This is a genomic window from Desulfuromonas acetexigens (assembly GCF_900111775.1).
Taxonomy (GTDB): domain Bacteria; phylum Desulfobacterota; class Desulfuromonadia; order Desulfuromonadales; family Trichloromonadaceae; genus Trichloromonas; species Trichloromonas acetexigens.
In genome coordinates this window covers 267,155-289,189 of the sequence record NZ_FOJJ01000023.1, presented here as the reverse complement: position 1 = coordinate 289,189, position 22,035 = coordinate 267,155, and the positions used below count along the sequence as shown (strand labels likewise).

The window sequence follows — 22,035 nt, the reverse complement described above, 5'->3', positions numbered from 1 at the left end:
AATGGCGATGCTCTTTTCCGTTGTGATACCGGCCTACAATTATGAGGCCTATCTGCCCCGGGCCATCGACTCGGTGCTGGCTCAGTCCGGCGACGATTTCGAAATCATTGTCGTCGATGACGGGTCCACGGACGACACCCCCACCGTCGCCGCCCGTTATCAGCAACTGCACCCGGGGCGGGTGCGCTATTTGCGTCAAGACAACGGCGGTCCGGCCAAGGCCCGCAATCGCGGAGTCGAGGAGTCGCGGGGGGCTTTTCTGATTTTTCTCGACGCCGACGACCGCCTGCTGCCGGATGCCTTGGAACGTTTTCGTTTCTGGACACAAGAAAACCGCTGGGGGATGGTCTGCGGAGGCCATCAATCCCGGCATCCCGACGGCAAGGTCCGCCGGCATGCTCCCGCCGTCCTGACCGACGACCGCCTGGCCAATTTTACCGCCTATATCCGCCGCGAATTCGGGATCTCCAACGGGGCGACACTGGTTTCCCGAGACGTCTTCGAGGTCATCCGCTATCCGGAAAGCTTGCGCAACAGCGAGGATCTCCCCGTATTCGCCCAGACTCTGGCCCTGTTCGACTGCCGGTCCTTTCCCGAGCCGGTCCTTGAGGTTTTCAAGCACGATGACAGCCTGCGTAATAATATCGACCTGATCCTGCAAGCAGGTTCGGCATTGACCGATATCCTCTTCGACGAGGCCCTCCTGCCCCCCCGGTTTCTGGCCTTGCGTGGGGAATTCGAGGGACGTAACGCTCTCTCGGTCTTTCGCTCCCTGTATCTCGCCGGGCGCTATGACGAGGCACGTCAGTGGTACCACCGGGCTTTGCGGCTTGCCCCCAGGTTGTTGAAGGAGTGGCCCTATCTGACTAAATATGTACGAAGCTATTTCAAAGGATAAGGCGATGCCCGGTACCCGAGAAGCGATGTTTTTTTCATGACGGGATCTTTGGGGAAGAGTTTGAAAATTATTCTGGAACCGGCACCAGAGGTTTGTGAAATTCATGGACCGTTTCGGGTGTTCCAGCGAAACAACCGATCGGTGACCGATCTGCTTGACGGTTTGCTGCCCGACCCCGATCAGGTTATTGCCGGGGGCGAGGTTTTTAAAGAGGGATCGCGTAACCATTCGGTGCGTGTTGAGCTGGCGGGGCTGCCATATTTTCTCAAGCGCTATAATTGTCGAGGCTGGGGTTACCGTTTAGGGAATCTGCTCCGCCAGTCGCGGGCGGTACGGACCTGGCGGGTGCATCTGGAGTTTCTCCGGCGGGGTATTCCCATTCAGGACCCTTTGCTTTGTCTGGAAGAGCGCAAATTTCGCCTGCTCGGCCGTTCCTACCTGTTGACCGGGTTTGTCGAGGGGGCTTCCTCCTTGATGGAGCTTTGGCCAACCCTGACGGTGGAAGAAAAGCCTTCTCTCTTGAGGTGCCTGGCCGAGCAACTGGGGCACATGCATCGCTTTGCCGCCCTGCATGGGGATCTCAAGTGGTACAACATTCTGATTCGGTGTGAAGCGGCAACTTGGCAGCCAAAGTTGGTGGATTTGGATGGCAGCCGTGTTTTACGACGCGTCTCGGCGCGAAAAGCTCGGGAGGACATCGGAAGATTCCTGCGGGACTTGGAAGCGCATGAAAGCGATCCTCGATTGAAAACACTTTTCGAGGAGATATGGCGGGAACGGGCGGGGTTGGAATGAGCGGACTCGTAGCATTCGATGGTGTGGCGATCCGGCGTTGTAACCGGTTGGCGAGGGAGTCGCTGCGCAATGGTGCACATTTTATCGTCGACCGCAGCCATGGGTTTTGCACGTATCGCCGGCGAACTGCCCAGGCTGAAGAGTTGTGTGCCGAGTTGCTCCCCGATCCCGACAGGTTTCTCGAAGAAGGCGAGCTATTGGCGGGGCGCGGCAACAGCTGTCGCATCGCCCGGGTCGAGATCGCCGGTAACACCTATGTCCTGAAACGCTACGACCGGCGCGGCTGGGTTTACAGTTTTCGCCACGTTTTCAAACGTTCCCGGGCCCTGCGGACCTGGCTGGCGGCCTGGAATTTCCGGGCGCGAGGGATCGCCGTGCCCGAACCTCTGGTCTGTCTCGAAGAGCGGAGCTGGCGTTTTCTCGGCCGTTCCTACCTGCTCTCCGAATATCTGCAAGGGTGGCAGCCGTTGACGATCTTCTGGGTAGCGCTATCGACCTCGGAGAAGCGCCTGCTGGTGACTCAGGCCGCGACGATGCTGGGAACTCTGCATCGCGCCGCCGGCATCCATGGCGACACTAACTGGGACAATTTGCTGGTACGCCGCGAAGAGGAGGGTTTTGCCTTCACCCTGGTCGATTTTGACTGCGCCCGAGTTTTGGCCAAACCCGATCCCCGGCGGGCCCGGCGGGATATCGGTCATTTTCTGCGGGATCTCGACCGGCTGGAACCGACCGGTGGCGACCTGAAACAATTGTTCATCGAACGCTGGCAGAGCGCCGGCGGTTTTGTCGGAGCCTGAATGTTTCTCGCGACCACTTCCCTCGAATCCAACGATTGGTTGAATTGTCTCGATGGGCGCCGCATGCTGTGGCTACTGCTTGGGCTCTCCTTGGTCATCAAGATCGGCATCTGGGTGCAGTCTCCGGTCATCACTCCGGATGGCCCTGTCTATATCGCCCAGGCTGAGGCATTTCTGCGGGGCGAGTGGCAACAGGGGCTGGCCATAAATGGTAGTTTGTTTATCTACCCGTTGCTCATCGCCGGTCTCGGGTTGCTCGGGCTGGATCTGGTTGTCGCCGGAAGGATGCTTTCGTTGCTCTTTTCCGTCTCGACGGTCATCCCCCTGTTTCTGATGACCGAACGGTTATTCATCCCTCGGGTCGCGTTCTGGACGACGCTGGCCTTCGTGGTGGCCCCCTCGCTCAACGAGTTTTCCGTTTATGTCATGCGTGATCCAGGTTTCCTCTGCATGTTCGCCTGGGCGCTCCTGTTCGCCTTGCGGGCGGTTACGGAAGAAGACATCCGCGTTTTTTTTCTCTCCCTGGTATTTACATTCCTTGCTTTTCTCTTTCGCATCGAAGCATTTTTTTTACCATTCCTTCTTGTTTTTTTCCTTTTCGGTCAAGCAGTCTCTCGACGGAGATGGCGTACACGCTTTATTAAGCAGGTCGGGGTTTTCTTGCTTTTATCTTTATTGACAATCGCAGTAGCCGGGTGGGCTTTCTCTGATCAGTTGCTGAGCTTCAACCGGTTGGGGTTGATTGTTTCTATGATGAAAATGCCGCTGAACAAAGGCGTTCTCGGGTACGATCCACGGGTTCAAGAGGAACTCCGAAAGATGGAAAAAGTCATCCCCATGGGGGCGGTCGATAACGATTTTGCCGAGATCGCTTGGGAAAACATCCGGCTGATTTACTTCATCGGGCTTATGGCCAATGTGAAAAAAGTACTCTATCCTGCTTTCTTCGCGGCCTGCCTGGTGGGATTGGTGTTGTTTCGCACATATCGAAGTCCCCATGCCCTAGTTCTCTGGTTGGCGATAGCCTATCTTCTGATTTTGTGTCTTTATCTTCTGCACCAAGGTTTTATTGAAACCCGTTATGTTTACGTCCCGGTTTTTCTCCTGCTCCCCTGGGTGGGATATGGAATCGAGCGTATTTTGGGTAGGTTGAATGGCATAAATCGCTTACCGCGATTTGCTCCACTGTTGTTGGTGTCCGTTCTCTTTACCGTGCCCGGCGTTGAGGCCGCGACCGAGGTCAAGCGACAACTGATTTCAGCCAAAGAGGCGGGACAATGGTTGGCCGCGCATCCGCAAATTAATATGGGAGCGATTGTTTCCAACGGCCGGGAAGTACCCTTTTATGCCGGCCGAGGAATGACTTTTATTGAATCCATGAACGTTGAGCCGAATCATCTTGCTCGGGTGGCGGGGCAGGTAGACGCACAACTCATCAGCGTCCTCCGAGACCGCGATGCGGAACCCGCTGATTTGCACATCGAGAATTTCGTTCAGGTGAAAAAATTCACCGATAAGCGATATGAAACCATTATTTTTAGGAAACAGGATGCGTCTTCAGGAAATTAAGGGACATTTTGCCAATTCGGTCAGAGCTCTGGAACAGGCCGCCGAGGAGCTTTCGGAAACGATCGATTATTGTTGCACGGTCATGGCCGAGGCGCTGCAAAACGGCAACAAGATTCTCATCATGGGAAACGGCGGCTCGGCGGCCGATGCGCAGCACTTCGCCGCCGAACTGGTGGGTCGTTTTCTGCTCGAACGCAAGGCTCTGCCGGCCATCGCCCTGAGCACCGACACCTCCATTCTGACGGCGGTGGGCAACGATTACGGCTTCGACGAAGTATTCAATCGGCAGGTAGCCGCTCTGGCAAAACCGGGGGATGTGGTTGTCGGCATCTCCACCAGCGGCAATTCACCCAACGTGCTCAAAGCGCTGCGCACCGCCCATGAGATCGGGGCGCGCACCGTCGGTCTGCTCGGCAAGGACGGCGGCGCGATTGGGGGAGAGGTGGAGGTCAATCTGACGGTACGGGTTTCGGGGACCCCTTTCGTTCAGGAAGCCCATGCCGCCATTATTCATATTCTCTGCGACCAGATCGAGAAACGACTTTTTCCTGCGGGAACGCTAAATGTCTAATCAAACAGTTTCAGTTGTCATACCGTCCTATAACCATCACCGATATGTCCTGCAGGCGATCGAGAGCGTTCTCGCCCAAACCTGGTCGCAGGTCGACCTGATCGTCATCGATGATGGCTCCAGCGACGGCAGCGCCGAACTGATTCAGACGTTTTGGGAGGAACGGGGCGGATTTACGTATCTGCGTCGTGAAAACCGAGGACTGATCCAGACTCTGAATCAGGGGTTGGAACTGGCCAAGGGTCAATATTTCTGCGAATTGGCATCCGACGATTATCTGCCGGTCGACAGCCTTGAAAAAAGAGCGACCTTTCTCAATAACCACCAAGACTGTGTCGCCGTTTTTGCCGACGGCTATATGGTCTGGGACGAAAGAGAAACCTCAGACCGCTTTCTCGATGAGAAACGACGCCGCTTATTCGACCAGAAAGACCCTATCCCCGATCTTCTGCGAGGGACTTTGCCGGTCTTTGCCACTGGCATGTTTCTGACCTCGACTCTCAAGGAAATCGGCGGGTTTGATTGTGAAACCTTCAGGTACTACGAAGACTTGGAAATGCCGGTCCGCCTTTGTCAGAAAGGGAAAGTCGGTTTTCTTGATGAACCGGTTTTTTTTCGACGAGATCACGAAACAAACACTTCACGGGTCACCCGGCATATTCGCGCCGAGAAGGTGCGCTGCTTTGATAAGTTTGCTAAAGATCCCAGTCTTTACTCATATCGAACGCTGATAAGCCACTGCCTTCGTCGTCACTATTTGTCACTTGGGCGTTATTTACATCAGGGGCATGGAACAGCCCAGGAAAAAGAAGTGTTCCGGGGTGCTTGGAATTTCGTTTGGCGCGATCCGCGTCTTGTTTGGTACTTGCTGAATATCAAGTGAAAATAAAACGGAGTCTGGGGTTACATTCATGACGACTAAAAATAAGTGGAGCTATCTTAAGCCTGGAGGGACTGAGGCTACTAAAAACCGAAAACTACCTATGATATTCAAGGCCAAGATACCGGACCTGTTGCGACGAGTAACGCTACTTTCAAACCATATATTTTGAAAGTTCATTTTTATTTCAGGCATTTGTGGCTTGTCATAATGCTGCGAAAGTTGAGAAAATAATCTTTTATGAAATATTTATTTTTAAAAATTGCTTTTTTTCTTTCAAGAATATTCGCAGGGAAAAAAGTTTCTGGTTTACTTGTAGATTTTCTTGCAGCATTTAATTCTAAATCAAAAAAACAAAAAAAAGGTGTCATGATAATCCGTCTTGATGTAATAGGCGATTTTATCATGTGGCTAGATCAAGCTAAAGAATATCGTGCACTATATAGTAATCAAAAAATTGTCCTTGTGGCGGATAAAAGTTGGTCTTCTTTTGCTCTACAGTTCCCCTATTGGGATGACATATGGCCATTTGACTGCAGAAAGTTCATTAATGATCCCTGTTACCGTTATGACTATGTAAAAAAAGTAATAGATAAAAATTTTGACGTTGTTCTACAGGTGACCCATGTGAGGTTTTTGCATGGAGATTATCTCGTCAAGGCGAGTAAAGCAAATCAACGAATTGGTTCAATTGGTGATTTGAATCATAAAAAAAAGTTTCAAAAAAAACATTCTGATAAATGGTATACCGATTTATTGCCGGCTACGGATAAACCATTAATGATGTTGCTACGTGAAGCAGAATTCATTCGAGCTCTTGGCGTGACTGACTATAAGGCTAAAGTTGCAGATATCTCTACTTATTTACATCCTTTTGATGGTTCAACTCTACTGCCTGATGCTTATTGTGTATTCTTCCCTGGGGCCGGTGGTGTCTATAAAAGATGGCCGGTCGATAGATTTAGAAAATTGGCGGAATTGGTCTATGAATTAACCAATCTACCTATTGTCATTTGTGGTGGGCCTGGTGAAGAGTCTTTAGCCCAAGAACTCACCAATGAGAATCCAGGTGTTTATATCGATTTCGCCGGGAAAACTACATTAAATGACTTGGCTTGGGTGATTAAGAATGCTTCTTTTTTAGTTGCAAATGATACCGGTGCTATCCATATGGCCGCCGCAGTCAATACGCCCAGTATATGTATTTTGGGTGGTGGCCAATATGGGCGGTGTCTGCCTTATCAGGTAGAAGACGATGGACTCAGTTGTTTGCCTGTTGTATGCAGCCATAAGATGGATTGTTTTGGTTGTAACTGGAAAATGCCTTGTCTTTCCAAGCAAGATCAAAAGGCTGGAAAGCCCGTGCCTTGTATTGAACTCATTTCTGTCGATGAATTGTTTTCTCAGGTTCGAAGTGTTTGGCAATCTTTGAAATGATAGTTATCTCCAGATCCGCATATCATTCCCTGATCGAACAATCCCAAGTCATCGAACGGGACGCCTATGGTGAGAAAGTCCTGGTTGCCCCCGATGGCCATTACATCAAGATCTTTCGTACCAAGAAGCGTCTCTCGACCGCGGCCATCCGCCCCTATGCCCTGCGTTTTCAGAGCAACGCCGAAAAACTAGCGTGTCTGGGCATTCCCACGGTGCAGGTTTGTTCCGTCTCCTATTGTCCCGAGAATCGCCGACATCTGGTGACATATCGCCCCTTGCCCGGAGAAACCTTGCGCTCGGCGCTGAGGACGGGGGAAGGGCAGGATGACTTTCTCGCAGCTTTCGCCCGATTTCTCGCCAAACTGCATCGGCGCGGCATCTATTTCCGCTCGATTCATTTCGGTAATGTCATCATCCAGCCCGATTCGAACGAACCGGGTCTGATCGACATCGCCGACATGCGTATCCGGCGCCGCCCTTTGGGGGCCAGTGCGCGCGCCCGAAATCTCCGGCATTTTCTCCGCTATCGGGAAGATGTTCATGCCCTGAAAGCTTTTGGCCTTGCACGTTTTCTGGAAATCTACCTGGAGGACGCCGATCTTCGCGGTTGGCAGTGCCTGCTTTTTCGCCGTTTGGCTGCAAGGACGCTGAGCAAGGGTTTACAACGCTGAGTTTTGACGAGGAGGCTGTTTTGGCTCAAAAAAAATATGAACGCATTGCCTTGGGCGGCATCCACACCTATTCCATTACCACCCGCGACAACAAGGTCAATATCCGCGACCATTTCGCCCGCGTCCCCGAAGCGGGTATGAGTTTCGCCGATTTCTACGCCGGTCTTCCCCGCCTGCTCGGCGCCGACAGTTTGCGCGGGGTGGTCGATGCCGTGGTCGCGGCGCGGGAGAAGGGGCGGCCGGTGGTGCTGGCCATGGGCGGGCATGTCATCAAATGCGGTTTGCAACCGGTGCTCAAGAAGCTCATCGAGGTCGGCGCGATTACCGCCGTCGCCATGAACGGCTCGGCGACGATCCACGATTTCGAAGTGTCCTTGGTCGGCGCCACTTCGGAAGATGTCGGCGCGGTCTTGCACTCGGGAGATTTCGGCTTTTCCGAGGAGACCGGCGGCGGCATGAATCAGGCCTTGGCCGATGGTCTGCCCAAGGGGTACGGCTTCGGCGAGGCGATCGGGCGGCGGATCATCGAGGCGAATCATCCCTTCAAGGAGTACAGCCTGCTGGCGGCCTGCGTCGAAAACGACATCCCCGTCACCGTTCATGTTGCCATCGGTACCGACATCATCCATCAGCATCCGAAAATGGACGGCGCCGTGACCGGCGAGATGAGCTACCGGGATTTTCGCCTGCTCACCTCGGTGGTGGCCGACCTCGGCGACGGCGGGGTCTGGCTCAATGTCGGCTCGGCGGTCCTGCTGCCCGAGGTCTTTCTCAAGGCCCTCTCCATCGCCCAGAACCTGGGCCATCACGTCGACAATTTCAGTACTGCCAACTTCGACATGACCCAGCATTACCGCCCCCTGCAAAATGTCGTCAAACGCCCCACCTCCGGCGGCGGCAAGGGCTATACCCTGACCGGCCATCACGAAATCAACATCCCCCTCTTCGCCATGGCGGTGCTCGATCGTCTTGCCGGAAAAGGGTAGATTAAAACTTCCAACCGAGCCTCCGGGTATGGTATAAAGCCTTTTTTGTTTTGCGCTTTTCTCCGGGGGCTTTCCTTTTATGATCCGCTCCGAAATCGAAAATTTCCTCTCCCGTTTGAACCATATCAACGCCCTGGTCATCGGCGACCTGATGCTCGATGAATACCTGTGGGGCAAGGCCGAGCGCATTTCTCCCGAGGCGCCGGTGCAGGTGGTGGACGTGACCCGCGAGGATCTGCGTCTCGGCGGCGCCGGCAACGTGGTCAACAATCTGGTAGCCTTGGGCTGTCGGGTCGGGGTTGTGAGTGTCTTGGGCGAGGATGGCGACGGCCGTCTGCTCCGTTCGCTCCTCGCCGATCAAGGGATCGCCGTCGACGGCATCTTCAGCGATCCCGGGCGGGTGACCAGCCGCAAGACCCGGGTGCTGGCCGGCAATCAGCAGATGTTGCGTATCGACCGGGAAAGCAAAGATCCCATCGGTGAGAATCTGGCCCGACGCCTGCTCGATCACGTCCGTGCCGTCGCCGACCGTTTTCAGGTGATTCTCGTCTCCGACTATCTCAAGGGGGTCTTGACCGACTTCCTGCTTCGCGAGCTGATCGCTCTCGGGCGGGAGCGGGGGATCCCCGTCGTCATCGACCCCAAGGGGGACGATTACGGCAAATACCGGGGGGCGACCCTGCTCACCCCCAATCGCAAGGAGGCGCAGAAGGCCTCCGGTGTCGCCATCGTCGACGAAGCCTCGTTGCTTAAAGCGGGGCGGACGTTGCGCGAAAGGCTCAATCTCGACGCCCTGGTCCTGACCCGCAGCGAGGAGGGGATGAGCCTCTTCTTGGGCGACGGCCGCGAGCTGCATATGCCGACCAAGGCCCGCGAGGTCTTCGACGTTTCCGGTGCCGGCGATACCGTGCTTTCGGTAATCGGCGTCGGCTTGGCGGCGGGACTGAGCCTCGAACAGGCGGCGACGGTCTCCAATCTGGCGGCCGGAGTCGTCGTCGGCAAAGTCGGCACCTCGACCGTCTCCCCCGAGGAAATCCTCCAGGCTGCCGGCGCCGCCCACGCCGACAGCGACCTCAAGATCAGGAACCGGGAAGCGCTGGCGATGCTGTTGGAACGGGAGCGGCAGCGGGGCAAGCGCATCGTCTTCACCAACGGCTGCTTCGACCTGCTCCACGTCGGCCATGTCAAATATCTGCAAGCGGCTCGCCGCCTCGGCGATCTGCTCGTCCTTGGTCTCAATTCCGATGCTTCCATTCGCCGCCTCAAAGGGCCAAACCGTCCGCTCATCTCCCAGGACGAACGCGCCCACATCCTCGCCGCCCTCGACTGCATCGACCATGTGGTCCTCTTCGATGAAGACACCCCCCTCGAACTGATCCGCCTGCTGCGTCCGGATATTCTGGTCAAAGGCGGCGACTACACGCCGGAAGGGGTGGTCGGCAAGGAGATCGTCGAGAGCTACGGCGGCCGGGTCGAATTGATCCAGTTCGTTGACGGCAAGTCGACGACGGGAATTGTTGAGAAGATTCTGCGGCAGTATGGGGGAGAGTGAGGAGTGAGGCAGCCCCCTTCTCGAAAAAATAGATGGAGTTTTTGGCCTTATTGGCGGTCTGATGAATTCCCTGCAGCAAAGGCTTGAAAAATAAATGCCCCTCACCCTTCACCCCTCACCCCTCACGGAAAAAAAGGCCGTTTTCCTCGACCGTGACGGGACGATCAACGAGGAGAAAAATTATCTTCACCGAATCGAGGATTTCGCTTTCATTCCCGGCGTGCCCGAGGCGATTCGCCGGCTCAAAGAGGCCGGCTACAAGATAGTCGTGGTGACGAACCAGTCTGGAGTGGCGCGGGGATATTTTTCTCGTGAAGACGTGGATCGCTTGCACCAGCACATTCAGCGGGAACTGACGAAAATCGGTACCGCTATCGACGCCTTCTACCTCTGTCCTCATCATCCCGAAAAAGGGAAGGGCGAGTTCAAGGTCGACTGCGACTGCCGTAAGGGGCGGCCGGGGATGTTGTTGCAGGCGGCAGCTGAGCACGGCATCGACCTGGCGGCCTCGTGGATGATCGGCGACAAGCGCGCCGATCTCGAAGCGGGTAGGGCGGCCGGCTGCCGGTCACTGCTGGTGCGCACCGGCTATGGTGAGGAAGAACTGGCCACGGGGGCGGGAGCCTTGGCTGAAGCGGTGGTTGACGATCTGCCTGCGGCGGCGGATTATATTCTTGGAAAAGCGGTAAGCTCTGTTGAACAGGGATAAAAGGGATAAACAGGATAAGGCTTTTTGATTTTATCCCCCCCATCCCCTTCATCCCTGTAGATTTAACAGGCCTCTTAAAAACTTCCGTGCTTTCCGTGCCTTCCGTGGACAAAAAAAGATTTTGATTCTTTCTTCTCGGAGTTTTTTTGTGCGCCTGACTCCCCGAGAAATCGAAGTGCTTAAAGAGGTGGCGGCGGAAGTCTTTGGGCCGCAGGTCCGGCTCTTTCTTTTCGGCTCTCGCCTGGATGATGCCCGGCGGGGTGGGGATGTCGACCTCTATGTGACTGGATTCGTTCGGCCCCTTGCCGAACAGCTCGATGCCAAGCTGCAGTTTCTGGTCAAGGCAAAAGAGCGCCTGGGCGAGCAGCGCATCGATGTCGTGTTCGCGGCGGGGTCGGGGGAGTCCTTGACGCCGATTCAGCAGATGGCCGAAAAGACAGGGGTTCCGCTGTGAACAAGCAGGAAGTGATCACCTACAAGCTGCAGCCGGCGCTGGTGGAATGTGAACAGCATCAGCGGCGTCTCCATTCGGCCTGGGTCGAGGCGAAAGACTTCTCCTATTGGACCAGTGATGCGCAGGAGTTGAACGACGACCAGGTGCGCACCCTCGATCAGCTGCTTTTCCGTTTCGGCAAGCTGCAGGATGCCATCGGGAGCCGTCTGCTGCCCGCGACCTTGCAACTGGTGGAGGAATGGCAGGAGCACGAGCCTTTTCTCGACAAGTTGAACCGGGCGGAAAAGTTGGGGATGCTCCCTTCGGCGCAGCAGTGGCAAATGCTGCGCGAATTACGCAACCAGACGGCCCATGAATATCCGGATCAGCCCGAACGGGTCAAGGCGAACCTGCGACGCTTGCTGGAACAGGTGCCGATCCTTGAGGCCGCTTATCGGCAACTCGAAGACTGGGCACGGGAGCGAATCCGGACAAAGTGACGATGCGATTCCTTGCGTCATCGCATCCTACGGGTTGCGGAAATAAAGACGAAAAAATCCCAGTGCACGGAAGACACGGAAGACACGGAAAGTGATCCTGAAATTCCGTGCTTTCCGTGTCTTCCGTGGACAAAAAAGGTTTTGACTTTAACGGGTAAAAACGAGCCGCTGTAAATTGGGCAGGAGGATTTCCATCGATGGTTACGGCACAGGATATTCAATCGGGTAAAGCCAAGATCGCCCTAGTGGGCTTGGGCTATGTCGGGTTGCCGCTGGCGGCGGCCTTTGGCCGTAAGGCACCGGTTATCGGCTTCGATATCAGCACCAAGAAGATCGAGCAACTCAAAAAAGGGGTGGATGAAACGGGCGAGCTTACCGCCGCCGATCTCGCTTCCACCACCATCGACTACACCACCGATGCCGTCCGACTCAAGGAAGCGGCCTTTTTTATTGTCACCGTTCCCACCCCTATCGACGACCACAACAAGCCCGATCTGACCCCGGTCGTTTCCGCCTCCCGGACCATCGGCCGTCATCTGGCCAAGGGCGCGATTGTCGTCTATGAGTCGACGGTCTATCCCGGCGTGACCGAAGATCTGTGCGTTCCTCTGCTTGAAGAGGAATCGGGCCTGAAATGCGGCGTCGATTTCAAGGTCGGCTATTCGCCGGAGCGGATCAATCCCGGCGACAAGGTGCATACGGTGGACAAGATCGTCAAGGTGGTCTCCGGCCAGGACGCCGAAACCCTGGAAACCGTGGCGCGGGTATATGAGATGGTGGTGACCGCCGGGGTACATCGGGCGGCGTCGATCAAGGTCGCCGAGGCGGCCAAGGTCATCGAGAACACCCAGCGCGACCTGAACATCGCCCTGATGAACGAACTGGCCATCATCTTCAACAAGATGGGGATTCCGACCCTGGACGTGCTGGCGGCGGCCGGCACCAAGTGGAACTTTCTCAAGTTTACGCCGGGTCTGGTCGGTGGCCACTGTATCGGTGTCGACCCCTACTACCTGACCTACAAGGCCGAGGAGATCGGCTACAATCCCCAGGTGATTCTCGCCGGCCGGCGCATCAACGACGGCATGGGCAAGTACGTCGCCGAAACGACCGTTAAAAAGCTCATCCATGCGGACAAGGCGGTGAAGGGGAGCCGGGTGCTGGTGCTGGGCATGACCTTCAAGGAAAACGTCCCCGATATCCGCAACAGCAAAGTCATCGACATTGTGCGGGAATTGCAGGAGTACGGCGTCGAGGTGCTGGTGCACGATCCCATCGCCTCCCCTGAAGAAACCCGTCACGAATATGGCCTGGAGTTGGTCACTATGGAGCAGGTTGGCACCGTCGACGCCGTGGTCTGGGCGGTGTCGCACGAAGCATTCAATACGATCACCCCCGCTAGGTTGGTCCAAATGACTGGTAACGGTAACGGTTCGGGGGTGGTCATCGATGTCAAGACCATGCTGCGACGAGAAGAGGTGGATAGCCTCGGGTTGATCTACTGGAGCTTGTGATATCGGGAAATATTTCCCGGCGCGGGGGGGATGGAGGTGTTATGCAAAAAGAACATCTGGAAATTCTTCTGGAAGATATTCGCGGGAAATGTGATCGATTACTTTCCATGCTTGCCGCAATGAGTAGAAAAGCCGATGCCAAAATTGTGATATCGGTCAACAAGCTCGACCAGGGACACCTGAACGGCTCAAAGAATTTGGCAGGCGATTCCGCCAAGGGAGTAGCCGCTTAGGAAAAAATAATTTCAGGTCATGTGGGATTAAGGGTTTTCCCCAATAGACATGGACTTTTAAAAAAGGTAAAAACCGTCTGGTTTTTCCGATGTAAATTTTTCGCTGTTGGTGCTGTTCTACTGATGGTTTCAGACGATCCAACACTCGGGGGAATTAGCGAATCGCTTTTCACGTTTTCGAGGTGAATATGAAGTTACTTGTAACAGGAGGTGCCGGCTTTATTGGTTCGGCGGTTATTCGTCATATTATCCAGAATACCGGCGACTCCGTCGTCAATGTCGATAAGCTGACCTATGCGGGGAATCTGGAATCCCTGACCACCGTCTGCGACAGCGAACGCTACGCCTTTGAGCAGGTCGATATCTGCGATGGTAGCGAACTCGACCGGGTTTTCGCCCAACATCAGCCTGACGCGGTCATGCACTTGGCGGCGGAAAGCCATGTCGACCGTTCCATCGACGGTCCGGCCGCTTTCATCGAAACCAATATTGTCGGTACTTATACCTTGCTCGAAGCGGCACGGTCCTATTGGCAGAGCCAGGAGGAATCCCGCAAGGCTGCCTTCCGTTTCCATCATATCTCTACCGATGAGGTTTACGGGGATCTGCCGCACCCTGGGGATCTGGGGAGTGGGGATATGGGGAGTGGGAAGTTGGAAGTGGGAAGTGGGAAATCAGGAGTGGGGAGTGGGAAGTTGGAAGTGGGAAGTGGGAAAGCCGACTCCCAACTCCCTACTCCCAACTCCCTACCTTTGTTCACCGAGCAGACCCCTTATGCGCCGAGTTCCCCTTATTCCGCCAGCAAGGCCAGTTCCGATCATCTGGTTCGCGCTTGGCGCAGAACCTATGGACTGCCGACTCTGATTACAAACTGTTCCAACAACTACGGGCCTTACCATTTTCCTGAAAAGTTGATCCCTCATATCATTCTGAATGCTCTGCAGGGTAAGCCCCTGCCTGTGTATGGTAAGGGTGATCAGATCCGTGATTGGCTTTATGTCGAAGACCATGCCCGCGCTCTTTATAAAGTTGTGACCGAAGGTAAAATAGGTGAGACTTATAATATTGGTGGGCACAATGAAAAGCAGAATCTCCAGGTAGTTCATATCCTTTGCGAAATTCTGCAGGAGCTGAAACCTCAGGCAGGTCAATATAAGGATTTGATTGCCTTTGTAAAAGACCGTCCCGGGCATGATCGGCGCTATGCCATTGATGCCGGAAAGATCGAAAATGAGCTAGGCTGGAAGCCGCAAGAAACATTTGAAAGTGGTATGCGTAAGACGGTGCAATGGTACTTAGATAATGAGGCATGGTGGCAACGTGTACTTAACGGCACCTATCAGTTGGAACGACTGGGTGTTTCTGGGGAGTAGGGAGTGGGAAAGCCGCATGAAAAACTGGAGGCTTGGCGGATCAGTATGGAATTGGCCAAGGCGGTGTATGATTTGACATCATGCTTTCCTGCGGAAGAGCGTTACGGGTTGTCTCAGCAGATGCGTCGTGCAGCGGTATCGATTCCGAGTAACATTGCTGAAGGATCAGGGCGTAACCATACGAAAGAATATCTGCAATTTATCGGCATCTCACGCGGGTCTTTGGCCGAACTGGAAACGCAGTTAAAGCTCGCTGTTATGTTGGGATTCGTTTCAGCAGAACACCCAGCCATTGCTTTGGCCGATTCCGTCGGTCGACTTTTGACCGGTTTGCACAAAAAGTGGAGCAACGTATGACATCCAACTCCCAACTCCCCACTCCCAACTCCCAACCGGGCTCCCCCACCATCGCCCTCATCGGCGCCAACGGGATGCTGGCTTCTGCGGTGAAGCGGTTGCTGCCTGTCGGCTACCAGCTTCATGCTTACGATCTGCCGGAATTCGATTTGACGGATCGGGAGCAGGTTTTAGCTCTGCGGGACTTAAAGCCCGCGATTATCCTCAACTGCGCCGCCTATACCAATGTTGATGGTTGTGAAAGCCATAGCGAACTGGCTATGCGGGTCAATGGCGAAGGCCCAGGGTTTCTGGCGCAGTTGGCTGCAGAAATTGATGCCGTGCTGGTCCATGTTTCTACGGATTTTGTTTTTTCCGGGGATAAAAAGGAGCCCTACCGGGAGGAAGACCCCACCGGTCCCCTGTCGGTCTATGGAATAAGCAAGCTCCTGGGGGAGCAGAGGATCATCCAGTCCGGCTTGGAGAAGTACTTCATCGTCCGCACCAGCTGGTTGTACGGCCTGGGCGGCAACAATTTTGTCGAGACGATGGTTCGCTTAGCCAAGGAACGCACCGAGCTCAAGGTTGTCGATGATCAACGGGGAACGCCGACTTGGACCGATGATCTGGCCGAGGCAATCTTCAAGCTGTTGGCTGTGATTGATGCTCCTCACCCCTCACCCCTCACTCCTCACCAGCCTTACGGCATTTACCATTTCAGCGGCGAGGGGGAATGTAGCTGGTATCAGTTCGCGGTTGAGATTATCGATCAAGCTCGCAAGTTCGAAGGTTTGAAGGTTGAAAATATCCTGCCGATTCCGACGGAAGGCTATCCGTTGCCGGCCCAACGACCTAAATATTCAGTAATGTCGAAAGAGAAATATAAGGCGGCTACCGGAATACAGGTTCCGGATTGGCGAGAAAGCTTGCGGAAGTACTTTGAAAAGAGAACATAGGCGTTTATCAGGGATAAAAGGGATGAACAGGATAAAATCAAGGTCTTGTTTTGGGTTTTGATCCATCCCCTGAATCCCCTTCATCCCTGTGAAAAGTTTTCAAGGAAAAAAGGCAAGATGGATCAACAGGGATAAAAGGGATGAACAGGATAAAATCAGGGTCTTGTTTTGGTTTTTGAACTCATCCCCTTCATCCCTGTAAAAAAGTTTTCAAGGAAAAGGCAAGAGCGTATCAACAGGGATAAAAGAGATGAACAGGATAAAGCCAAGATCTTGTTTCTGGTTTTGAAACCATCCCTTGCATCCCTTTCATCCCTGTAATTTTTAGGAGGTTCTGGTGGCTGGAATCAAAAAAGGTATCGTACTCGCCGGTGGGGCCGGCACTCGTCTCTATCCGTTGACGCTGGTGGCCAGCAAACAGCTGCAGCCAGTCTATGACAAGCCGATGATCTACTATCCCCTCTCGACCCTCATGCGGGCCGGCGTGCAGGATATCCTGATTATCTCGACACCGCAGGATACGCCGCGCTTTGAAGCCTTGCTGGGGGACGGCAGCCGCTTCGGTATCCGGCTGAGCTATGCCGTGCAGCCCGAGCCGAAAGGTATCGCTCAGGCCTTTTTAGTGGGCGAAGAATTTATCGGCAAAGATGCCGTCAGCCTGATCCTCGGGGACAATATTTTTTACGGAAGAATGGGTCTGACTAAGATTTTTTCCGAATTCAATGGCGGGGCCAAGGTGTTCGGCTATCCCGTTCATGACCCCGAGCGCTACGGTGTGGTTGAATTCGATAAAGATGGGAAGGCCATAGGTATCGAAGAAAAACCGGCCAAGCCGAAATCCAACTATGCGGTACCTGGCCTTTATCTCTATGACAATAAGGTCGTGGAGATCACCAAGCAGATGAAGCCCTCGGCCCGGGGTGAGCTGGAAATCACCGACGTCAATGTCGAGTATCTCAATCGGGGTGAATTGCGCGTTGAACGCCTCGAACGCGGTATTGCCTGGCTCGATACCGGTACTCACATGAGCCTTCTTGAAGCCAGCCATTTTATCGGCACCCTGGAGGCGCGCCAGGGTTTGAAGATCGCTTGCCTTGAAGAAGTCGCGTTCAAGAAAGGTTTTTTGACGCGCGCAGCAATGGAAAAAGTTATCGCCCAAACCCCCAAATCGAGTTATCGGGAGTATTTGGAAAGAATCCTTGAAGACAATTTACAGGGATGAAGGGGATGTAAGGGATAATGCATGCTGCTTGAAGATTTGACCCAACGCATTCTCAAGGCCTCTTTTCAAGTCAGTAATGAATTGGGATCGGGTTTTCTTGAATCGGTTTACGAGAATGCCGTGCTGATTGCCTTGCGCGATGAGGGACTACGGGCCAACCCGCAAGTCCCATTGCAAGTACCTTTCAGGGGGCAAATAGTGGGAAATTTCGTCGCTGACGTGGTTGTGGAGGATAGGGTACTTGTAGAACTCAAGGCTGTAAAGGCCTTGTCGTCAGAACATGTCGCTCAGGTTCTTAATTATCTGAAAGCAACGAAAATCGAGGTCGGGCTACTGATCAATTTTGGTAACCCGAAATTGGAATATCGGCGGTTTAATAACCATTTCGATTATTGAAAACAAAAGCGTTTGACAGGGATTAAAGGGATGAACAGGATAAGACCAAGGTCTTGTTTATGTTTTTGAACCCTATCCCCTGCATCCCCTTCATCCCTGTAAAAAATGCTTTTTAACGGAAAAGGCAAGAGCGTATCAACAGGGATAAAAGGGATGAACAGGATAAAGCCAAGATCTTGTTTTTGGTTTTGAATTTACCTTTTTCATCCCGTTTACTCCTGTAAGAAAGGTTTTAGATGAACGTAATTAGAACTGAAATTCCCGATGTCTTGATTCTTGAGCCAAAAGTGTTCGGTGACGAGCGGGGTTTTTTCTATGAAAGCTTCAACCAGAAGGTTTGGGAAGAAGCGACAGGGCTGAAGACGAATTTCGTGCAGGATAACCACTCCCGCTCGGTGAAGGGCGTCCTTCGTGGTCTGCATTACCAGTTGCCGCCGGCAGCCCAGGCCAAGCTCGTGCGCTGCGTCGTCGGCGAGGTTTTCGATGTCGCGGTCGATATTCGCAGAAGTTCAGCCACGTTTGGTAAGTGGGTCGGTGTGCATCTCAGTGCGGAAAACAAGCGGCAATTCTGGATTCCCGATGGATTTGCCCACGGCTTTCTGGTGCTTAGTGAACATGCCGAGTTTCTCTACAAAACTACCAATTACTATGCGCCTGAATATGACCGGGGCATCGTCTGGAACGATCCTGAACTTAACATCACCTGGCCTTTTCCGGAAACTCCGCAACTCTCCGACAAGGATCGCACGGCCAAGCGTTTTATCGACGCCGAGGTTTTTGAGTAAACCTTTATGAATCATTCCATCAATCCCCTCAGTTTAATGCGCAGTCTCTTGCGACATCGCCATCTGGTCTGGCAGATGACCAAACGCGAGGTCGTGGGTCGCTATCGTGGCTCCGTCCTAGGCTTGTTCTGGTCTTTTTTCAATCCGATCTTCATGCTGGCGATCTATACCTTTGTTTTTAGTGTGGTTTTTAAGGCCAAATGGGGGGCCACCCACTCCGACAGCAAGACCGAATTCGCCATCATTCTTTTTGCCGGCCTGATAGTTTTTAATCTTTTCGCCGAAGTCCTCAACCGAGCTCCCAGCTTAATTCTGAGTAATGTCAGCTATGTCAAGAAGGTTGTTTTCCCACTAGAGGTTCTTCCGATTATTGCGATCGGCTCGGCGCTTTTTCATTCCCTGGTCAGCGTGATCGTGCTCCTTTTGTTTAACGGCATGGTTAACCATGTTCTTCCTGCCTCTGTCTTGTTCTTACCCTTGGTCCTTCTTCCGTTATTGGTACTGACGTTGGGTTTTGCCTGGATGTTAGCCTCTCTCGGCGTGTTTTTGCGGGATGTGGGGCAAACTGTCGGCATTCTCACGACGGCGCTGATGTTTTTGAGCCCCATTTTTTTCCCAGCCTCGGCTTTGCCTGAGGGAATTCGTGAATACCTTTTTCTCAATCCGATGACCTTTATCATCGAGCAAACGCGAAAGGTTCTGGTCTTCGGTGAATTCCCGGACTGGCAAGGTCTGGGATTGTGCCTGCTAATTTACGGGGCTTTCGCCTGGATCGGCTTTGCCTGGTTCCAGAAGACGCGGAAAGGTTTTGCCGATGTCCTCTGATATTGCTATTAAAGTAGAAAATCTGAGTAAGTGCTATCAGATCTACGATACGCCACGGGACCGGTTAAAACAGTTTGTCCTGCCGCGGTTCAAGCGGGCCGTTGCCCCGATTAAGCAACTCGTCATCCGTCACCCGTCGCCCGTCACTGCTTACTACAAAGAATTCTGGGCACTCAGGGATGTGTCGTTTGAAGTCAGGCGGGGTGAAACTTTTGGTATCCTCGGACGGAATGGTAGTGGGAAATCTACTCTGCTTCAGATGATTTGTGGAACATTAAATCCGTCCTACGGAAACATTCAGGCTAATGGTCGAATCGCTGCTCTGTTAGAGCTGGGCTCAGGTTTTAACCCTGAATTCACTGGGCGAGAGAATGTTTTTCTCAATTCGGCTTTGATGGGTCTGACCGCTGACGAAATGCATGAGAAGATGGATAGTGTTATAGAGTTTTCAGGCCTGGGCGATTATATTGATCAACCGATAAAAACTTACTCGAGCGGAATGCATGCTCGCCTTGCCTTTTCCTCGGCGATTCATGTTGAGCCAGCCATACTGGTCATTGATGAGGCCCTGTCGGTTGGCGATGCTGGGTTTCAGCTAAAGTGCATGCTGCGTATGAGAGAGATGCAAGAGAAGGGGGTCACCATATTGTTCGTTTCGCACGATACCGGTTCAATTGTGCGGCTATGTGATCAGGCTATTGTTTTGGAACAAGGTCGCATTGTATCTCAAGATCGAAATCCTCTTAAGTGCGTGAAGATGTATGAGCAGTTGACTAGAAAAGTTGCTATGCCAGAACTGTCAGTCAGAAACCGATCAGTAGCACATGCGGAATCCTATGGTGACGAGTTGCAGGGCATTCAAGAAACTCGCCTTGGATCTCAGGAAGCACGCTATTTGCGCGTCGAGTTTTTGGGGGACGACAATCAAGCGAGAAATGTTTTCAACGCAGGGGAGGAAATACAAATTAAGGCAGTCATTGAAAGTAATCGTCAATTTGACAAGGTCGTTACGGGCTTCACATTAAAGAATCGTGCCGGTGTCGATGTTTGGGGCGATAACAGTTTTTTTGCTGACATTAATTTGGGCCTTAATGCCGGGATTTCAGAGTTGACTTATCGATTTAGGTTACATGTACCGGCCGGAGAATATTTTCTCTACATCGGCCTTGCCGACATTAGTGGAGAGCGGACTGAATTGGATCAGCGCTGGCCAGTTCGGCGATTGACTGTTGTCAGCGAGAGGCAGTGCCTTGGCTTCGCATTCTCGCCAGCAAGCATAGAGCTTATAGGAGGTTCTTAAGTGGCAAAGATAGTCGCATTCGTCCCCGCAAAAGGTAGTAGCGAGAGAATCCAGAATAAAAACCTCTCTGTGCTAGATGGTGAATATCTCTTCAAAAGAAAGCTCCAACAACTTCTTAAATGCAAACTGATTGATGAGGTTTATCTCGATACGGATAGCGACGAGATTGCTGGTCTTGCCAGTGATTTGCTAGTAAAAAGACTAAATCGACCAGAAATGCTTGCAAGTAATGCGACGGATGGTCATGAGCTTTTTGCATGGGAGTGCGAACAGGTCAAGGCCGATATTTATATACAGGCTCTCTGTACTGCGCCGTTTGTCAGTACAGAGACGCTAGATCGTGCCTTGAATAGTCTGCTTTCATTAGATAATCACGATTCTTTGGTCGCCATAACAAAGGCGAAACAATACCTCTGGGATGGGGGGGAGCCCCAGTACGGCCGGGGTCGGATTCCTAATAGCGTAGACCTTCCCATCACTACAATAGAGGCAATGTCGTTATATATGGTGCGCCATGAGGTGCTAGCCACGGGTAAACGTTTTGGCCGGCGTCCGTTGTTTTTTGAGTTGACACCTACCGAGAACATCGATGTCAATTGGCCTGAAGATCTTCATTTGGCCGAGACGATTGCTGCAGGGAGCCGCGCTCAAGACAACCTTCGACTTGCCGCCTTGATGCCCTATTTGAGTTCGGCCCTTCTGTCTGATATTACTCGCGAGATTGGTATTCCCGATAGCACCTTGCCAAAAGAGATTTCCGGCTCAAAGCGTTTTTTCGGCCGAGCCAAGACGCTGCTGCTTGATCAGTGCCAGCCCGACGAACCATGGCAGGGAATCTACGACGCGCTTGATTCTTACCAGTTTGTACGCCCCGGAGACGTCATCGTGGTTGAGAACCGCGTAAAGGATCGCGCGTATTTCGGGAACCTCAATGCCCAACTTGCAATACGTGCTGGCGCTGTTGGTGCTGTTATAGACGGTTTGACGCGCGACACAGACGATGTTGCCAAACTCGGGTTTTCAGTTTTTGCACGTGGTCACTATTGCGCCGATATCAAGTTTGAGGGAACGGTTCGAGCAATGAATAAACCAATTCAGGTCGGCAGGACCCCAATCTCAAACGGCGACTACATCTTTGCTGACAGTGACGGCGTAGTTGTGGTGCCTCAGGGACGTTGGTCTGAAATTCATCAACTGGCGCTCAAGGCGATTGAAAAAGAATTCAAAGTGGGTATGTCGGTAGCGATGGGAATTCCCCCAAAACGAATTTTTGATGCTCTAGGGGAGTTCTGAT

Annotated in this window: 24 protein-coding genes; all 24 read left to right on the top strand. The window is 53.1% G+C overall.

Translation table 11 applies throughout. The features are described 5' to 3' along the window. Positions 1 to 7: 7 nt before the first annotated feature. The 24 genes from BQ4888_RS10320 (at position 8) to BQ4888_RS10205 (ending at position 22,034) form a co-directional block, all read left to right on the top strand. A complete protein-coding gene (locus tag BQ4888_RS10320) occupies positions 8 to 898 on the top strand; it encodes a glycosyltransferase family 2 protein (protein ID WP_170232820.1) in 891 nt (296 codons plus the stop codon). A gap of 141 nt (positions 899 to 1,039) precedes the next feature. Then, positions 1,040 to 1,693, top strand: coding sequence for a lipopolysaccharide kinase InaA family protein (locus tag BQ4888_RS10315; RefSeq protein ID WP_170232819.1), 654 nt, complete (start codon positions 1,040 to 1,042; stop codon positions 1,691 to 1,693). Then, positions 1,690 to 2,493 (top strand): lipopolysaccharide kinase InaA family protein, encoded by an 804-nt coding sequence (locus tag BQ4888_RS10310; RefSeq protein WP_170232818.1) that lies wholly within the window; start codon positions 1,690 to 1,692, stop codon positions 2,491 to 2,493. The genes BQ4888_RS10315 and BQ4888_RS10310 overlap by 4 nt, the downstream gene beginning before the upstream one ends. Continuing rightward, positions 2,494 to 4,062, top strand: a complete 1,569-nt coding sequence (locus BQ4888_RS10305; protein ID WP_092056996.1) for an ArnT family glycosyltransferase — start codon at positions 2,494 to 2,496, stop codon at positions 4,060 to 4,062. Beyond that, complete coding sequence (locus BQ4888_RS10300) at positions 4,043 to 4,633, top strand: D-sedoheptulose-7-phosphate isomerase (RefSeq protein WP_092056994.1); 591 nt, start codon at positions 4,043 to 4,045, stop codon at positions 4,631 to 4,633. Before BQ4888_RS10305 ends, BQ4888_RS10300 begins: the two co-directional genes overlap by 20 nt. Beyond that, on the top strand, positions 4,626 to 5,516 hold the full coding sequence (locus BQ4888_RS10295) for a glycosyltransferase family 2 protein (protein WP_092056992.1): 891 nt from the start codon (positions 4,626 to 4,628) through the stop codon (positions 5,514 to 5,516). The genes BQ4888_RS10300 and BQ4888_RS10295 overlap by 8 nt, the downstream gene beginning before the upstream one ends. A gap of 237 nt (positions 5,517 to 5,753) precedes the next feature. Next, positions 5,754 to 6,950, top strand: a complete 1,197-nt coding sequence (locus tag BQ4888_RS10290; protein ID WP_092056991.1) for a glycosyltransferase family 9 protein — start codon at positions 5,754 to 5,756, stop codon at positions 6,948 to 6,950. Then, positions 6,947 to 7,621 carry a BUD32 family EKC/KEOPS complex subunit gene (locus BQ4888_RS10285; protein WP_092056990.1) on the top strand — a complete coding sequence of 225 codons (675 nt, stop codon included), beginning with the start codon at positions 6,947 to 6,949 and terminating at the stop codon, positions 7,619 to 7,621. Before BQ4888_RS10290 ends, BQ4888_RS10285 begins: the two co-directional genes overlap by 4 nt. A gap of 20 nt (positions 7,622 to 7,641) precedes the next feature. Next, complete coding sequence (locus BQ4888_RS10280) at positions 7,642 to 8,607, top strand: GSU2086 family protein (protein ID WP_092056988.1); 966 nt, start codon at positions 7,642 to 7,644, stop codon at positions 8,605 to 8,607. Positions 8,608 to 8,686: 79 nt separating this feature from the next. After that, the gene (hldE, locus tag BQ4888_RS10275) at positions 8,687 to 10,159 is read left to right on the top strand and encodes a bifunctional D-glycero-beta-D-manno-heptose-7-phosphate kinase/D-glycero-beta-D-manno-heptose 1-phosphate adenylyltransferase HldE (protein WP_092056987.1); all 1,473 of its coding nucleotides are present in this window, start codon (positions 8,687 to 8,689) and stop codon (positions 10,157 to 10,159) included. A gap of 94 nt (positions 10,160 to 10,253) precedes the next feature. After that, on the top strand, positions 10,254 to 10,868 hold the full coding sequence (gmhB, locus tag BQ4888_RS10270) for a D-glycero-beta-D-manno-heptose 1,7-bisphosphate 7-phosphatase (RefSeq protein ID WP_092056985.1): 615 nt from the start codon (positions 10,254 to 10,256) through the stop codon (positions 10,866 to 10,868). A gap of 148 nt (positions 10,869 to 11,016) precedes the next feature. Further along, positions 11,017 to 11,322 carry a nucleotidyltransferase domain-containing protein gene (locus BQ4888_RS10265; RefSeq protein ID WP_176374249.1) on the top strand — a complete coding sequence of 102 codons (306 nt, stop codon included), beginning with the start codon at positions 11,017 to 11,019 and terminating at the stop codon, positions 11,320 to 11,322. Beyond that, positions 11,319 to 11,801 (top strand): hypothetical protein, encoded by a 483-nt coding sequence (locus BQ4888_RS10260; protein WP_092056984.1) that lies wholly within the window; start codon positions 11,319 to 11,321, stop codon positions 11,799 to 11,801. Before BQ4888_RS10265 ends, BQ4888_RS10260 begins: the two co-directional genes overlap by 4 nt. 197 nt (positions 11,802 to 11,998) lie before the next feature. Then, positions 11,999 to 13,315, top strand: a complete 1,317-nt coding sequence (locus tag BQ4888_RS10255; protein ID WP_092056982.1) for a nucleotide sugar dehydrogenase — start codon at positions 11,999 to 12,001, stop codon at positions 13,313 to 13,315. Between the two features lie 41 nt (positions 13,316 to 13,356). Beyond that, positions 13,357 to 13,548 (top strand): hypothetical protein, encoded by a 192-nt coding sequence (locus tag BQ4888_RS10250; protein ID WP_092056981.1) that lies wholly within the window; start codon positions 13,357 to 13,359, stop codon positions 13,546 to 13,548. A 188-nt stretch (positions 13,549 to 13,736) separates the two neighbouring features. Next, positions 13,737 to 14,921 (top strand): dTDP-glucose 4,6-dehydratase, encoded by a 1,185-nt coding sequence (locus BQ4888_RS10245; protein WP_092056979.1) that lies wholly within the window; start codon positions 13,737 to 13,739, stop codon positions 14,919 to 14,921. Between the two features lie 3 nt (positions 14,922 to 14,924). Then, positions 14,925 to 15,278 (top strand): four helix bundle protein, encoded by a 354-nt coding sequence (locus BQ4888_RS10240; RefSeq protein WP_092056977.1) that lies wholly within the window; start codon positions 14,925 to 14,927, stop codon positions 15,276 to 15,278. Beyond that, positions 15,275 to 16,213 carry a dTDP-4-dehydrorhamnose reductase gene (rfbD, locus tag BQ4888_RS10235; protein ID WP_092056974.1) on the top strand — a complete coding sequence of 313 codons (939 nt, stop codon included), beginning with the start codon at positions 15,275 to 15,277 and terminating at the stop codon, positions 16,211 to 16,213. Before BQ4888_RS10240 ends, rfbD begins: the two co-directional genes overlap by 4 nt. A 334-nt stretch (positions 16,214 to 16,547) precedes the next feature. Further along, complete coding sequence (rfbA, locus tag BQ4888_RS10230) at positions 16,548 to 17,435, top strand: glucose-1-phosphate thymidylyltransferase RfbA (protein WP_170232826.1); 888 nt, start codon at positions 16,548 to 16,550, stop codon at positions 17,433 to 17,435. A 21-nt stretch (positions 17,436 to 17,456) separates the two neighbouring features. Beyond that, positions 17,457 to 17,831: a GxxExxY protein gene (locus BQ4888_RS10225; protein ID WP_092056972.1), complete on the top strand. Its 375-nt coding sequence runs from the start codon at positions 17,457 to 17,459 to the stop codon at positions 17,829 to 17,831. Between the two features lie 236 nt (positions 17,832 to 18,067). Further along, positions 18,068 to 18,616 (top strand): dTDP-4-dehydrorhamnose 3,5-epimerase, encoded by a 549-nt coding sequence (rfbC, locus tag BQ4888_RS10220; protein WP_092056970.1) that lies wholly within the window; start codon positions 18,068 to 18,070, stop codon positions 18,614 to 18,616. A gap of 6 nt (positions 18,617 to 18,622) precedes the next feature. Continuing rightward, on the top strand, positions 18,623 to 19,441 hold the full coding sequence (locus tag BQ4888_RS10215) for an ABC transporter permease (protein ID WP_092056968.1): 819 nt from the start codon (positions 18,623 to 18,625) through the stop codon (positions 19,439 to 19,441). Beyond that, positions 19,431 to 20,741, top strand: a complete 1,311-nt coding sequence (locus BQ4888_RS10210) for an ABC transporter ATP-binding protein (RefSeq protein ID WP_092056966.1) — start codon at positions 19,431 to 19,433, stop codon at positions 20,739 to 20,741. Before BQ4888_RS10215 ends, BQ4888_RS10210 begins: the two co-directional genes overlap by 11 nt. Next, positions 20,742 to 22,034, top strand: a complete 1,293-nt coding sequence (locus BQ4888_RS10205) for an RraA family protein (RefSeq protein WP_092056964.1) — start codon at positions 20,742 to 20,744, stop codon at positions 22,032 to 22,034. Position 22,035 lies beyond the last annotated feature (1 nt).

Bases quoted from the DNA above. Each gene is read 5' to 3' on its own strand.
- BQ4888_RS10320 (WP_170232820.1), top strand. From the start codon at position 8: ATGCTCTTTTCCGTTGTGATACCGGCCTACAATTATGAGGCCTATCTG.
- BQ4888_RS10310 (WP_170232818.1), top strand. From the start codon at position 1,690: ATGAGCGGACTCGTAGCATTCGATGGTGTGGCGATCCGGCGTTGTAAC.
- BQ4888_RS10305 (WP_092056996.1), top strand. From the start codon at position 2,494: ATGTTTCTCGCGACCACTTCCCTCGAATCCAACGATTGGTTGAATTGT.
- BQ4888_RS10300 (WP_092056994.1), top strand. From the start codon at position 4,043: ATGCGTCTTCAGGAAATTAAGGGACATTTTGCCAATTCGGTCAGAGCT.
- BQ4888_RS10295 (WP_092056992.1), top strand. From the start codon at position 4,626: ATGTCTAATCAAACAGTTTCAGTTGTCATACCGTCCTATAACCATCAC.
- BQ4888_RS10290 (WP_092056991.1), top strand. From the start codon at position 5,754: ATGAAATATTTATTTTTAAAAATTGCTTTTTTTCTTTCAAGAATATTC.
- BQ4888_RS10285 (WP_092056990.1), top strand. From the start codon at position 6,947: ATGATAGTTATCTCCAGATCCGCATATCATTCCCTGATCGAACAATCC.
- hldE (WP_092056987.1), top strand. From the start codon at position 8,687: ATGATCCGCTCCGAAATCGAAAATTTCCTCTCCCGTTTGAACCATATC.
- gmhB (WP_092056985.1), top strand. From the start codon at position 10,254: ATGCCCCTCACCCTTCACCCCTCACCCCTCACGGAAAAAAAGGCCGTT.
- BQ4888_RS10255 (WP_092056982.1), top strand. From the start codon at position 11,999: ATGGTTACGGCACAGGATATTCAATCGGGTAAAGCCAAGATCGCCCTA.
- BQ4888_RS10250 (WP_092056981.1), top strand. From the start codon at position 13,357: ATGCAAAAAGAACATCTGGAAATTCTTCTGGAAGATATTCGCGGGAAA.
- BQ4888_RS10245 (WP_092056979.1), top strand. From the start codon at position 13,737: ATGAAGTTACTTGTAACAGGAGGTGCCGGCTTTATTGGTTCGGCGGTT.
- rfbD (WP_092056974.1), top strand. From the start codon at position 15,275: ATGACATCCAACTCCCAACTCCCCACTCCCAACTCCCAACCGGGCTCC.
- BQ4888_RS10225 (WP_092056972.1), top strand. From the start codon at position 17,457: ATGCTGCTTGAAGATTTGACCCAACGCATTCTCAAGGCCTCTTTTCAA.
- rfbC (WP_092056970.1), top strand. From the start codon at position 18,068: ATGAACGTAATTAGAACTGAAATTCCCGATGTCTTGATTCTTGAGCCA.
- BQ4888_RS10215 (WP_092056968.1), top strand. From the start codon at position 18,623: ATGAATCATTCCATCAATCCCCTCAGTTTAATGCGCAGTCTCTTGCGA.
- BQ4888_RS10210 (WP_092056966.1), top strand. From the start codon at position 19,431: ATGTCCTCTGATATTGCTATTAAAGTAGAAAATCTGAGTAAGTGCTAT.